Raw genomic sequence first — 13,072 nt, 5'->3', positions numbered from 1 at the left:
CATGAACATCCGCACCCTCATTTTTTTTCTGATTCTCATTCCAATCATGCTTCTGGGCATGATTCTTGGCCTCATCCTCAACGCAATTGATGGCAATGGCGACCGTTTCCACCGGATTGCCACTCTGTGGGGCAGGTTCAGCGCCTGGGTGTTTGGCATTGAGGTTACTGTAGAAGGCGAAGAGAATTACCGTCCCGAAGGAAACTATCTGGTGGTAAGCAACCATGCCGGCATGGCCGACATACCGCTTCTTCTGGGGTGGATGAAGCTCAACCTGCGGTTCGTAGCAAAAGAAGAACTGGGGAAAATACCGGTATTCGGATGGGCGCTCAAAAGCGGCGGATATGTCATGATCAAGAGGGGGCAGAACCGCGAAGCGCTCAAAAGCCTTCTGGAGGCAGCGGCAGTGATAAAAAGCGGACGGTCGGTGCACATTTTCCCCGAGGGGACCCGCTCGGAAACGGGAACACTCCTCCCTTTCAAACGCGGGGCGTTCCTTGTGGCACGGAAAGCCGATGCCGAAATTCTGCCTGTCACAATCATCGGCAGCCACCTCATCACTCCGAAAAAAAGCCTTACCATCAACAAGGGAAAAGTACGCATCATTATCGGCAAACCTCTTTGCACCTCCGACTTCCCTGATGTGGAATCGCTCATGGCTGCCACAAGGCGCATTATAGCAGCCAACCTTTAGGGCGACCTTTACATAGCACGATAGAGGTTGATCATCTCTATGGCCGTCAACGCAGCGTCAAACCCTTTGTTGCCCGCTTTGGTACCCGCGCGCTCAATGGCCTGCTCAATATTTTCCGTGGTCAGCACACCGAATGCGATGGGCACTCCGGTTTCAAGCGAAGCCTGGGCAATGCCCTTTGTGGCCTCAGCGGCAATGACATCAAAATGAGGAGTTGACCCGCGGATAATTGCACCAAGAGTGACAACGGCGTCGTACTTGCCGGTAAGAGCTGCCTTTTTGGCAACCATCGGCAGCTCGAATGCTCCGGGGCACCGGTAGATGGCAATATTTTCCTCAGAACCGCCATTGCGACGGATGCAGTCAATGGCGCCTTCAACAAGTTTCTGGCCAATAAAGTCGTTGAAACGCGAAACAACAAGGGCAATGCGGGCATCCTGTGCGCCGAAGCCACCTTCAATCTGCTGTATCTGCATTGGAATCAAATAGTTATGGTTATCGGGAGGAGGTACAGTATCCGAGCATCCTCTCCACAAGGTCTATGATGACATGGCCGATGGCAATATGGCACTCCTGCACACGGTCGGCCGAACCGGTATGCGGTACAACAATCTCAAGATCAGCTTTACCCTTCATGGCGCCGCCGTCTCCACCAAGCAGGGCGATACAATTCATTCCTCGCTCCTGTGCTGCCATGAAGGCATTCGCGACGCTCTGGCTGTTGCCGCTTGTCGAGATTCCGACTAGAAGGTCGCCCTCCCTGCCGTATGCTTCAACAAGACGGGCAAAAACAGCGTCGTAACCAAGGTCGTTGGCGCCGGCCGTCAGGGCCATGCTGTCGCTGCTCAGCGCTATGGCTGCAAGAGCCGGTCGCTGGACGCTGCTGCGGTAACGAATGGTCAGTTCGGTCGCAAGATGCTGGGCATCTGCGGCACTGCCGCCGTTGCCGCAGAAGAGCACCCGGCCACCCCCCTCAAAGGTCTCGGCCATGAGCCTCGACATGGCAACAATCACCGCGCTGTTTTCACGGGCAACCCGTTCCTTGAGCCGTGCGCTGTAGAGCATGGTTTCAAGAACCATCTCCTCGTATTGCGACCTATCCTCAAGCCGGCATGCGCACCTGCCCTGTTCTTCCATAGCAATTATCAATTCTTGTTGTTTTACAGCCGTCCTCCACACTGTAAGAGTCGCCCGGATGAATATAGCGAAAAGATTGGGTGCCTGACAAGCAGCAACCGCCTAACCCTCCTCCGGCTTTTGGAGCCGGGTCCCGCAGTAACGGCAGAAACGGGAATCATCGCTGTGCACCGCAGAAGGGCAGTTCGGGCAATACACCTCTTTCCCCCGGCTGCGGCGAAGAGCCGACATTTCAGAGGTAACAATGCCTGTCGGCACGGCAATAACACTGTAACCGGTTATCATGAGGAGCGCAGCCAGCACTCTGCCGATAGTGGTCTGGGGAGAGATATCGCCGTAACCCACCGTCGTCACCGTTACGATTGCCCAATAGATCCCCTCGGGAATGCTCCGGAATCCATTCTCCTCACCCTCTATCATGTACATAAGGCCACCAACAATGCTCGCCAGCACAAACACGAAAAAGAGAAAAACGAAAATCTTGCGGGCGGACGCTGCAATTGAATCCCTCACGAAGTTCGCCTCCTTGACATACTGCATCAGCTTCAGCAGCCTGAAAATGCGAAGCACGCGGAAAAAACGGATAACAAGAAGGTACTGGGTTCCGGGAATGAAAAGGCTGAGCCATGTCGGAAAAATAGAGAGCACATCAATAATGCCGAAAAAACTGCGCATGTAGCGGGCGGCACTTTTGGCGGTATAGATGCGCAGAAGGTACTCAATACTGAAAAGGAAGGTAAAAAACCACTCAAGCCTGAGAAACAGCGGGCCATAAAGGGTATGGAGCGGGCCGACGCTGTCAAGCATGACAACGAGCACGCTGCAGGATATGGCGACAATCAGCGCCAGGTCAAAAGCTTTTGCAGGCAGGGTATCATAGTCGAAAATGATATGCCGCAGCCGCCCTCTCAAAGTCGATTGTTCTCTCATGGATCTACAATAAAAACTCCGCCCCCGTGAGTGACGGCAGCGGAGTTTTATAATGAATCAGCAATTAAGGGCGCCTCAATGGTACTTGGCGCTCTCTTCTTTGACAAACTCAACCAGCAGTTTCAGATTTGCAGGGTCAACATCGGGCAGAATGCCGTGACCGAGGTTGAATACATGACCTGAATTGGCAGTATGCTGTCCGAACTGCTTGAGAATCTTGCCGGCCTCAGCCTTGATTTTCTCGGGTGTGCCGTAGAGAACCGTAGGATCCATATTGCCCTGAAGGCAGACGCGGTCACCCAGAATTGTGCGGGCTTTGGCAATGTCAATGCCCCAGCCAAGTCCTACGGCATCGCAACCGGTTGCAGCAATGTCTTCAAGAATGGTGTTGCAGTCTTTGGAGAAAACAATAACCGGAATGTCGGGGTATTTGGTTTTCAGCGCCTGCACATTCTCCTTGATGTAGGGTAGGGCGAACTCACGGTAATCGTCCTCGGAGAGAGCGCTTGCCCATGAGTCGAAAATCTGGATTGCATCGGCTCCGGCCTCGACCTGTGCACAGACATAGTCGGAAATGACACTTGAAATCTTGCTCAGAAGCATGTGAGCCATTTTCGGGTCACGGAACATCATCTTCTTGGCAAAAGCGTAGTTCTTTGAACCACCACCTTCCACCGCATAGGTAAAGAGGGTCCATGCAGCACCGGAGAACCCGATGAGGGGGACGCGGTTGTCAAGCTCTTTCTTGGTCAGACGAATGGCATCAAGCACATAGCCGAGTTTATCGTGAACATCGGGCACCGAGAGGCGGTCGATATCAACCTGCGAGCGGATCGGGGGACTGAGCTTTATACCTTTGGTTTCAATGATCTCTACATCCATCCCCATGGCCTCATTGACCACAAGAATATCGGAAAAGATGATTGCCGCGTCCACGCCCATCAGCTCAACAGGCTGAATGGTTACCTCAGCAGCAAGCTCCGGAGTTTTGCAGAGTGTCAGGAAGTCGGTTTTTTCGCGGATGGCGCGATACTCGGGAAGATAGCGTCCAGCCTGACGCATGACCCAGATGGGAGTCCTGGAACATGGCTGTCTTTTTAATGCCCGGAGAAAGAGATCATTTTTGAGCATGGAGTGCAAAAGTTTGAGTGTTGAACAAAACTGGATTGTCCCTTGATCAATACGAACCAGCCAAGGTACGATTTTTCAACCATTGTTCAAAGCTGTCCACCAGCCTTCAGCTGACAATATGACGCTTGACGCCGAGCTCCTTGGCAGTGTAACCAAGCGCGAGACCAACCATTTCCGAAAGATGCAGCACTGGAATGGAGCCGTGAATATCAGCCTGCTTGAGTGCTTTTGCCTGATAGCCATCAAGAACGGTATGGCAGAGCGGACATGGTGTAACAATAAAGTCGGCCTTCTCATCAATCGCCTCACCCAGAGCCTCCGCAGCAACGCTGAGCGACTCTTCTTCAGCCACAAGCAGGGTATGGAACCCGCAGCAGCGGTTCTTGTGGGTATAGGGTATGGTGTTTCCACCAAGAGCCTCAATAAGCTGGTCGAGCGAAGTAGGGTCGAGCGGATTGTCCTTGCCCAGAACAGTCGAAGGGCGGAGAATATGGCATCCGTAAAATGGTGCAATGCGGTACTGGCTGAGCGGCACCTTCACTTTTGCCTTGATGGCATCAAGCCCCACATCGTCGATAAGAACCCAGAGCAGGTGACGAACCTCGGAAGTCCCCCGGTACTCCAACCCCTCGGCTTTGAGAATCTCGTTGACCTCAGCGCGCAGTTCCGGCGAAGCATCAAGCTTCTTTTTTGCTGTGCGGATGGTCATCAGGCAGGTATTGCACGATACGACGAGGTCGAGCCCCATTTTTTCGGCATGCGCAATGTTCCGGGCATTGACCAGCGCAAAATGTTTCGGGCTCACATAGTCCAGATTGCTGCCACCGCAGCAGGTGCTTTCGTGGAGATGCACCAACTCAATCCCGAGATCCTTCTGCCAGAGCGCTATCGAACGGTCAAGCTCTTTTGTCATCGACTCGTTGATGCAGCTCAGGTAATATGCATATCTCTTCATCCGGTACTCCCCCAATTATTTGTTGTGAGTCTTGTGATCCTGTTTGACATGCTCCGACATCTCCTTGAACTCCGCACGGAACTGCTTGATCCCCTTAGAGGACTTTACAAGCGGCGGCGGCGGCGGGGTACGGCGCTTGAGAATCATCTTCACCGCCATCGGCAGAAGATTCTTGACGGTCCATGCAACACCGTTGGTACGGAACGGCAGGGTTGCCTCAACAAGCTTACCTTTCTTGCTGATATCCGACATGAAGGCCTCGGCATGCTTTGAACCGGCGGTATCTTTCATGCCACGGCTCTCTATGGCGTCTTCACGGATACCGTGAATGGCATCCATGATGGGAATGCTTTTCACACAGGTTTCCTGGCAGCGGTAGCAGTGGGTGCAATCCCACACACCGTGATCCTGAACAAGCTCGGCAAGCCGTATATCGTGAATGCCATCACGGCTGTCGGCGTTCATACGGTATGATTTCAGAAGAACCGCCGGGGAAACATAGTCCTTGTTGGCCCGCAGGATACTGCACTCGGAAACGCACGAAGCGCAAAGGATACAGTCGGTCGCCTTGTCGTAGCGGAGGAACTCCTCCTCGGAAACAAGAAACTCTTTTTTACCCATCTCGGCTTCCGGCATGGTGGAATCAACCCAGTTGGAGTAGTGCTTCATTTTGGCCACAAGAGGATCCATATCAACAATGAGATCCTTGATGAGAGGCATGTTGCGGAGCGGCTCAATTTTGATGATCCCCTCTTCGCGGCATTTCGACAGCTCATCCCACACCTGCGTCGTACAGGCAAGCTTGGATATGCCGTTGATGCGCATGCCGCATGATCCGCAGATGCCTGCCTGACAGAAGACCCGGTAGCTGATGGAGGCGTCGATGTTCTCCTTGATATAGTTCAGCGCACGAAGCACCGTGATACCGCGCTCGACAGGAATGGTATAGTCATCGTAATAGGGCTTGCTGTCTACCTGGGGGTTGAGCCGGAACACCCGCAGGGTCACATCCCTCTTTCCTTCATTATGCTGGTCTGCTGCTACAGTCATGAGCTATAATTAATTAATAAGTTCTTTCCTGGAGTTCATAACGACCCATCGTCACCGGTTTTTCGCCAAGCGCAAGCTTTCCTCCCTCAAGAGCAGCAAGGGTATGCTTGTGCCACTTCTCGTCATCACGGTTCGGGAAATCGGTACGGGTATGTGAGCCGCGGCTCTCTTCACGGGCATATGCCCCGGCTGCAACGGTTTCAGAGAGGTCAAGCATGTTGCGGAGTTCAAGCACCTGCAGGAGGTTGGTGTTGAACACATCACTGGTATCAAACACCCTGACCTTTTTGAACCTTTCCCTGAGCTCCTCAATATCCGACATACCTTTCTGCAGGAGTGATGCCTCGCGGTAGATACCGACATTGTTGGCAAGCGTCTGGCCCAACTCCTCGCGAAGTGCACCGTAGCGCTCAAAATGTCCGGCAGGCTTCATATAATTCCGAATCTCTTCGGCAGACTCCCGAACCTCCTCCTCTGAGATGTTTCCCGGCTCGAAATTGCGCGCCTCTTCTGCTGCGGCGTGTCCGGCAATACGACCAAACACCAGAATATCAAGCAGCGAGTTACCGCCAAGACGGTTGGCGCCGTGAACTGAAACACAGGCACATTCACCCGCAGCGTAAACACCCTCCATCACCGTACGGCCAAAGTTGTCGGTATCTATTCCGCCCATGGAATAGTGTGCCGTCGGCCGGATGGGAATGGGCTCCTCAATCGGATCAACACCCTCAAAGTACATCGACATCTCACGGATCTGTGGCAGACGCGACTTGATGAGATCGGCACCAAGATGGGTAAGATCAAGGTGCATGTATTTACCGGCAGGGCTCTCGAAGCCCCGTCCTTCAAGAATTTCAGTTTCAACGGAACGGGAAACCAGGTCGCGGGGACCAAGCTCCATTTTTTCAGGTGCGTACCGCGCCATGAAGCGCTCGCCAAGACTGTTCACCAGATATCCCCCCTCACCCCTGGCTCCCTCGGTCACAAGAAGACCGCTCTTGCGCAGGCCGGTGGGATGGAACTGCACAAACTCCATATCTTTAAGGGGTATGCCTGCACGGTAGGCAATTGCCTGGCCGTCGCCGGAGTTGCCTGCAGCGTTGCTTGAACGGTTCCAGTACATTTTGGCATAACCACCAGTGGCAAAAATGACAGTCCTGGCCGATAACCCCTCGATTTTACCAGTCTTCATATCCATGGCAATGAGCCCCTTCATACGGCTTCCCGAAACCGAAAGGTTCAGCGCGAAATACTCATTGAAAAAGACAACCCCTTTCTTGAGGCACTGCTCGTAAAGAGTCTGGAGAATGGTGTGACCCGTCTTGTCGGCGCAATAGCAGCAGCGGGGTCTGCCGGCACCACCGAAAGGACGCTGGGCAATGGTTTTGTCGTCCAGACGCGACCACGGAGTGCCCATGTTGTCGAGCTCACGAATGATTTTGGGAGCTTCGGAACAGAGAATGTCGACGGCATCCTGGTCGGCGAGGTAATCACTTCCCTTGATGGTATCGAAAATATGCATTTCAACTGAATCGTCCTTCGCCTTGTTGGCAAGGGCCGCATTTGCGCCACCCTGGGCAGCAGAAGTGTGCGAACGGTTGGGATATACTTTTGAAAGAACGGCAATCTTCAGAGACGGATTGGTCTTCATCGCCTCCATGGCTGCGTAGAGACCACCCCCTCCTCCACCGACAATAATGATATCAAATGGTTTCATTCGCTCAAATCTCATTTACGGGCCTGCATCAGGAGAGCAGGCGCACTGATTAAATAGAGGGGCGCAGCTGCTGCGGGCCCCCGCATTCTGGATTGAATCTCGCTCTCTGGTCAGACTGGAGAGGCAGAAGGAGTGAGCCCTGTTACAGGGCTACATGATCATCATGGGCTGGAAGCTCCTCAACGGCATGAAGGACATCAGCCATATTGAGCACACCGACAACCTTGTTTCCGTCCATCACCGTAAGGCGGCGGACATTGGTGCGCTTCATCATGCGGAGCGCATACTTGACCCGAAGACTCGGATTGATGCTGATGACCGGCTTGCTCATGATCTGGAAGACAGGGGTGTTCCAGGGGTCACGATGGATATCTTCGCCAGGATCAATCACCTTGCCAAGAATGTCTCTTTCAGTAATCACTCCGTAGCAGTCGTCTTCATTTCGGGGCTCGACAATGAGACCGCTCTCGCCGCTCTTCTTCATGGTCTGTAGAGCCTCGGCAACTGTGCAACTGCCCTTGATCATGGCAAAATCCTTCTGCATGAGAGCCGAAACAGGGAGGGTGCGTAAGGTAATAAGCTGGTCCATAGTTGACAACAGGGTTACTGTGAGTGGATAAAAAACGCCGGACGGGCCGAATACAGTGCTTCCCGCAGTAGCGGTCATAGTGAATGCTCAACGCAGGAAGAGGTCTCACTAAACCACCCGAAGGGGAAAAATCGAACTATTAATGTAAGCAAAAGCGAGCTGATTCACAAAAGCCCGCATCTGTTACGCCCCGAACCGTCACGAGGAATCACCCGATAAATCTACTGTTCATGCGATTCCATGCGCCTTCTTGTAGGCGGGCCAGTTCTGTTTCAGGGCAAGAAATGCGGAGAAATCTTTCTGTACAAGAAAGGGGTTTGAGGCGTATTCAGAACCAATATCCGACGACGGGCAGACGCCGTAATCGTGACCCGGCCAAACCCTCGTCGCCGAAGGGAGCGTCAAGAGCTTCCGGTGCAGTGAGTCGTACTGGATGCGAGCTTCATCTTCAGTGGCAGTCCCCCCCACCTTCCCGACAAAAAGCGTATCGCCAGTGAACAGGGCATCGCCGTAAAGAATGCAGATGGAGTCGAGGGTATGGCCCGGAGTGTGGAGAATGAGAATCTCACCGTTGCCAAGGGGAAAACGGGCGCCATCCTCAACCGGTATCATGGCTGAGGGGCAGATACTCCCAAAAAGAAGCGGTTCAAGCCCCGTCAGGCGCTTTATATCAAGGTTACCGCAGGTATGGTCTTCGTGGCCATGTGTTGAAAAAACATATTTCAGCCGATAACCGGCCTCACGAGCCCTGAGAACGATCCCGTCAGGGTTGTATGACGGGTCGACAATGAACGCCTCACGGCTCAAGGTGTCGGCACAGAGGTAACCGAAGTTCCTGTCGCCACCGGTGCGGAACTGTTCAACCTCTAAGGGCACAGCGCTCTTCAGGCAAATTTTTCAACATTCATCAGGAAGGCCCGGGCAGGAAAGTCCTTATCAACGGCAATGGGATTCTTCTCAAGCTCAGCCATGATCTCTTCAGCCTTTGAGGCGTCAAGAATGGCAAAGCAGAGTGAGGAATAAGTACCAAGACTTTCGTCAGAGGGCCACCAGGACATGCTCTCCATCTCACTGCGCTGGCAATTGCAGCCACGGATTGCTATGTTCGAGAACATATGTACCCGATACTGCTGAAACAGTTTGCGAACCTGAGGGCGGGTCTCTTCATGGCCCATGATAGCGAGAAACTTCATAATGCTCTCTCTTTTTCTCTCTGAGGTTAATTGGATTTCTTTTCTGCCATGTAGTACACAAGCGGAACAACAACCAGCGTCAGCGCCGTTGAGAGTACACCACCCCAGATCATTGAAATGGCAAGCCCCTGGAAAATCGGGTCAAAGAGCATGACGACAGAGCCGATAACGACGGCGCCCGAAGTCAGAATGATCGGACGGGTACGCACGGCAGCCGACTCGATGATGGCCTGCTTCAAACCCTCACCCTCATTCCTGCGGATCTGGATGAAGTCAATCAAGAGCACCGAGTTACGCACCATGATTCCCGCAAGGGCTATCATACCTATCATGCTGGTTGCTGTGAAGAATGCGCCGTGTATCCAGTGGCCGGGAATAATACCCACAAGGCTCAGCGGAATGGCAATCATCATGATGAGCGGCGTTTTGAACGACTGGAACCAGCCGACAATCAGCAGATAGATGATGACCAGCACCACAGCAAAAGCAGTGCCGAGGTCGCGGAACACCTCGAAGGTGATCTGCCACTCTCCATCCCACTTCATGGCGGGCTTTGATTCGGTATCAGGCAGCGAGGTGTAGAGCGGACTGATTGACAGGCCGCCTGGTAGCTTGAGCTGGGCAATTTTCTTGTCCATTTCAAGCATGGCGTACACAGGGCTTTCTGTAATACCGGCAACATCTGCCGTCACATACACAACATCATGAAGATCCTTGCGGTAGATGCTCTTGTCCTGAATGGTCTTTTCAATTGTCACCAGCTCCGAGAGCGGAATCATCTCGCCTGCGCGCAGACGGGTGGTCATGGAGCCCATACCCTGCGACTGCACGAATATATTGGAAAGGTCCTTGAGCGAAGTCCTGTCGGCCTTGGGGAGACGCAGATGTATGGCAACCTGCTCACGGTCCGGCTGGCCGTGCAGCACACCCACATCCATACCGGCAACCGACATGCGGAGCGTCTGGGCAATCTGCTCAACACTCACACCACGCGACGCAGCCTTGACCTGGTCCACCAGAAGTTCGTAAACCTCCTGATCATCCTCAACAAGCCAATCAACATCAACCACTCCAGGAGTTTCAGTAAAAATCTTCTTCACCTGCCGGGCAACTTCAATCCGGTCTTTCTCTGTCGGGCCGTAAATTTCGGCAACAAGAGTGGAAAGGACCGGAGGACCGGGAGGAATTTCAACAATCTTGGCGTTCGCACCGTATTTCCCGCCAACTTCCTGAACACCAGCGCGGACTTTTTTGGCTATATCATGGCTCTGCAGGCTGCGATGCCCTTTTTCAATCAGGTTCACCTGCACATCAGCCATATTGTCTCCACGCCGGAGGTAGTAATGGCGCACGAGTCCGTTGAAATTGATAGGGGCGTTCGTACCCACATAGTACTGGCAGCTCTCAACCTCCGGCACAGTGCGCAGATATGCTGAAATCTCCTTAGCTACGCGACCAGTCTCTTCAAGAGCCGTTCCTTCAGGCATATCTATGATGACCTGGAACTCGTTTTTGTTGTCAAATGGAAGCATCTTCATCTGCACGGCCTTCAGTGGCACAAGTGCAATGGCTCCAACAAGCATAAGCCCAACCACACCAAAAGCCATCCAGCGTTTCAGGCCGCTGTCGATAAGAGGCGAAAGAATGGAGTTGAATACCCTGTAGTAAGAGGTTTTGGTGATATCATACTCTTCATGTCCGCCATCCTCAACCTTCAGAAGCCTGTAGGAGAGCCACGGCGTAGCTATGAGGGCAACAAGAAGCGAGAAGATCATGGCCAGAGATGCGCCAATGGGCATAGGGCTCATATAGGGGCCCATCAGGCCGGAAACAAAGATCATCGGCAGAACAGCGGCAATAACCGTAAAGGTTGCCAGAATGGTCGGGTTGCCGACCTCGCTGACCGCAGTGATGGCGGCCTGCAGTTTCGGCTGCCGCTTCATGGCGAAGTGCCGGTGAATGTTCTCAGCTATGATAATGGAGTCATCAACCACAATTCCAGTAACAAAGATGAGTGCAAACAGCGTCACCCTGTTCAGGGAGTAGTCGAAAAGGAAATAGACAAGCAGCGTCAGCGCAAAAGTGATCGGCACCGACATGAAGTTGACAAGCGCGCCTCTCCATCCAAGGAAGAAACCGACAACAATTGTCACGGCAACCACAGCAATGCTGAGATGCTCAAGAAGAGTGAACACTTTTTCCGTTGCCGTTTCGCCGTAGTTGCGGGTTTGGGTAACAGTGATGTTTTCTGGAATCACACTGCCCTCAAGCTGGTCAACCTTAGCCACCACCTTACCGGCAAGCACACTGGCATCAGTACCCTGACGCTTTGCTACCGTCAGGGTAACAGCAGGATACTCGCCCTCAGGCATACCTTCGGGAGCTGCAGCACCCCAGGTAAGGAAGTTGTAGTTGTCCACCTCTTCAGCGCCATCAACAACTGTGGCCACATCGCGCACATACACAGGCGAGCCGCCATACACACCCACAACCACGCTGCCAACCTCTCCGGCACTCTCAAGGAACTTTCCGGTGCGGACAATGACTTCACGGTTCATGCTGGTGAAATCACCCGAAGTGATCTGGCTGTTAGCCGACTGAATCTGCCGCATAATCTGCGGCGCACTGACATTGTAGCGAAGAAGTTTTTCCTTGTCGAGAAGAACGCGCACCTGTCGCTTCAGGCCGCCCTTGATCTCCACATCTCCAATATCGGGAATTTTCTTGAGCTCATCGGCCACATCAAGCGCAGCTTTGCGCAGTTGATACGGATCGGTGTCTTTGCCCCAGAAAGTGAGGTTCAGCACAGGAACATCGTCAATGGACACCTTTTTCATGAGCGGCATCTGCACACCCGCAGGCATTTTGTCCATATTCTTCATGAGCGTCGCCCAGAGCTTCACCATGCTCTCCTCGGTATTGGCGCCCACATCGTAACGGACGGTCACCAGAGCAAAATCGGGGAGAGAAGTCGAATAGACATAATCAACCCCCTGAATTTCGGTAAGAGTGCGCTCAAACGGCTTGGCCACCCGCTCTTCAATCTCGGAGGGCGCTGCGCCGGGGTAAGGAATGAAGATGTCGACCATAGGCACAACAATCTGCGGCTCTTCCTCCCTGGGAGTCATGAATGTTGCAATGATGCCCACAAGGAGCGACGCCACCATCAGAAGGGGCGTTATCTTCGAATTGATAAACTGTTTGGCAATTTTGCCTGCAATACCTTCATTCATTTGGACTGATCCTCCTCTGTCACAGCCTGACTCTTTGTTACTGTTGAACCTTCACGCAGTGCCGGATCGTATGATCCGACCACAAGCTCCCCCTCACTCAAACCCGCAAGCACGACGACATTGCTGCCAACCGCATGCCCGGCGCTTATCCAGCGGACATCAATGCGCCCGGATGCTCCTGAAACGAGCACACCTGTCATGGCACCCTCCTTGAAAACAGCCGAAGCGGGAACAACGAAATACCCGCCGTTACCCTCTCCCTCAACCGCCCTGACAGCCACCAGTCCCTCGACGGAAACGGTTTCAGCCGGGCTTGAGGCCGCCTGCGGAGCCGGCGATTCATGGCCACCGCAACCCGCAAAAAGCAGGGTCAGCAGCGCCGCAAAAACAATATTGGTCTTTTTCAGTGACATATGGTTCTTTGGTTTTACCGTTCAGTTGCA

Annotated in this window: 13 protein-coding genes; 1 reads left to right on the top strand and 12 read right to left on the bottom strand. The window is 53.2% G+C overall.

The genetic code is table 11. From position 1 onward, the window contains the following. The first annotated feature begins 1 nt into the window (after position 1). Entirely contained in the window at positions 2-694 is a 693-nt protein-coding gene (locus tag EKD02_RS02155) for a lysophospholipid acyltransferase family protein (RefSeq protein WP_126383592.1), read from the top strand. An 8-nt stretch (positions 695-702) separates the two neighbouring features. On the opposite strand, the gene ribH is transcribed toward EKD02_RS02155, so the two are convergent. The 12 genes from ribH to EKD02_RS02095 form a co-directional block, all read right to left on the bottom strand. After that, positions 703-1,170: a 6,7-dimethyl-8-ribityllumazine synthase gene (gene ribH, locus EKD02_RS02150; protein ID WP_126341585.1), complete on the bottom strand. Its 468-nt coding sequence runs from the start codon at positions 1,168-1,170 to the stop codon at positions 703-705. Between the two features lie 19 nt (positions 1,171-1,189). After that, entirely contained in the window at positions 1,190-1,831 is a 642-nt protein-coding gene (locus tag EKD02_RS02145; protein WP_126383590.1) for a D-sedoheptulose-7-phosphate isomerase, read from the bottom strand. A 102-nt stretch (positions 1,832-1,933) separates the two neighbouring features. Then, a complete protein-coding gene (locus tag EKD02_RS02140) occupies positions 1,934-2,761 on the bottom strand; it encodes an ion transporter (protein WP_126341587.1) in 828 nt (275 codons plus the stop codon). Positions 2,762-2,836: 75 nt separating this feature from the next. Continuing rightward, positions 2,837-3,892 carry a uroporphyrinogen decarboxylase gene (gene hemE / locus EKD02_RS02135; RefSeq protein WP_011890868.1) on the bottom strand — a complete coding sequence of 352 codons (1,056 nt, stop codon included), beginning with the start codon at positions 3,890-3,892 and terminating at the stop codon, positions 2,837-2,839. A gap of 106 nt (positions 3,893-3,998) precedes the next feature. Then, entirely contained in the window at positions 3,999-4,847 is an 849-nt protein-coding gene (locus EKD02_RS02130) for a CoB--CoM heterodisulfide reductase iron-sulfur subunit B family protein (RefSeq protein ID WP_126341588.1), read from the bottom strand. A 15-nt stretch (positions 4,848-4,862) separates the two neighbouring features. Then, entirely contained in the window at positions 4,863-5,897 is a 1,035-nt protein-coding gene (locus tag EKD02_RS02125) for a succinate dehydrogenase/fumarate reductase iron-sulfur subunit (RefSeq protein WP_011890870.1), read from the bottom strand. A gap of 13 nt (positions 5,898-5,910) precedes the next feature. Further along, a complete protein-coding gene (locus EKD02_RS02120; RefSeq protein ID WP_041470228.1) occupies positions 5,911-7,614 on the bottom strand; it encodes an FAD-binding protein in 1,704 nt (567 codons plus the stop codon). Between the two features lie 142 nt (positions 7,615-7,756). After that, entirely contained in the window at positions 7,757-8,203 is a 447-nt protein-coding gene (locus tag EKD02_RS02115) for a CBS domain-containing protein (protein ID WP_126341590.1), read from the bottom strand. A gap of 228 nt (positions 8,204-8,431) precedes the next feature. Continuing rightward, positions 8,432-9,079: a hydroxyacylglutathione hydrolase family protein gene (locus tag EKD02_RS02110; protein WP_126341591.1), complete on the bottom strand. Its 648-nt coding sequence runs from the start codon at positions 9,077-9,079 to the stop codon at positions 8,432-8,434. Between the two features lie 8 nt (positions 9,080-9,087). Continuing rightward, the gene (locus EKD02_RS02105; protein WP_126341592.1) at positions 9,088-9,396 is read right to left on the bottom strand and encodes a hypothetical protein; all 309 of its coding nucleotides are present in this window, start codon (positions 9,394-9,396) and stop codon (positions 9,088-9,090) included. Positions 9,397-9,422: 26 nt separating this feature from the next. Further along, on the bottom strand, positions 9,423-12,629 hold the full coding sequence (locus EKD02_RS02100) for an efflux RND transporter permease subunit (protein ID WP_126341593.1): 3,207 nt from the start codon (positions 12,627-12,629) through the stop codon (positions 9,423-9,425). Next, positions 12,626-13,042 (bottom strand): efflux RND transporter periplasmic adaptor subunit, encoded by a 417-nt coding sequence (locus EKD02_RS02095; protein ID WP_126383588.1) that lies wholly within the window; start codon positions 13,040-13,042, stop codon positions 12,626-12,628. Before EKD02_RS02095 ends, EKD02_RS02100 begins: the two co-directional genes overlap by 4 nt. Positions 13,043-13,072 lie beyond the last annotated feature (30 nt).

The organism is Chlorobium phaeovibrioides (genome assembly GCF_003968655.1).
Lineage (GTDB): Bacteria > Bacteroidota > Chlorobiia > Chlorobiales > Chlorobiaceae > Chlorobium > Chlorobium phaeovibrioides.
This window is presented reverse-complemented; position numbering and strand designations above follow the sequence as displayed.

What these genes read in the sequence shown, in the direction of transcription:
- EKD02_RS02155 (WP_126383592.1), top strand. Translation starts at nt 2, where the DNA reads ATGAACATCCGCACCCTCATTTTTTTTCTGATTCTCATTCCAATCATG.
- ribH (WP_126341585.1), bottom strand. Translation starts at nt 1,170, where the DNA reads ATGCAGATACAGCAGATTGAAGGTGGCTTCGGCGCACAGGATGCCCGC.
- EKD02_RS02145 (WP_126383590.1), bottom strand. Translation starts at nt 1,831, where the DNA reads ATGGAAGAACAGGGCAGGTGCGCATGCCGGCTTGAGGATAGGTCGCAA.
- EKD02_RS02140 (WP_126341587.1), bottom strand. Translation starts at nt 2,761, where the DNA reads ATGAGAGAACAATCGACTTTGAGAGGGCGGCTGCGGCATATCATTTTC.
- hemE (WP_011890868.1), bottom strand. Translation starts at nt 3,892, where the DNA reads ATGCTCAAAAATGATCTCTTTCTCCGGGCATTAAAAAGACAGCCATGT.
- EKD02_RS02130 (WP_126341588.1), bottom strand. Translation starts at nt 4,847, where the DNA reads ATGAAGAGATATGCATATTACCTGAGCTGCATCAACGAGTCGATGACA.
- EKD02_RS02125 (WP_011890870.1), bottom strand. Translation starts at nt 5,897, where the DNA reads ATGACTGTAGCAGCAGACCAGCATAATGAAGGAAAGAGGGATGTGACC.
- EKD02_RS02120 (WP_041470228.1), bottom strand. Translation starts at nt 7,614, where the DNA reads ATGAAACCATTTGATATCATTATTGTCGGTGGAGGAGGGGGTGGTCTC.
- EKD02_RS02115 (WP_126341590.1), bottom strand. Translation starts at nt 8,203, where the DNA reads ATGGACCAGCTTATTACCTTACGCACCCTCCCTGTTTCGGCTCTCATG.
- EKD02_RS02105 (WP_126341592.1), bottom strand. Translation starts at nt 9,396, where the DNA reads ATGAAGTTTCTCGCTATCATGGGCCATGAAGAGACCCGCCCTCAGGTT.
- EKD02_RS02100 (WP_126341593.1), bottom strand. Translation starts at nt 12,629, where the DNA reads ATGAATGAAGGTATTGCAGGCAAAATTGCCAAACAGTTTATCAATTCG.
- EKD02_RS02095 (WP_126383588.1), bottom strand. Translation starts at nt 13,042, where the DNA reads ATGTCACTGAAAAAGACCAATATTGTTTTTGCGGCGCTGCTGACCCTG.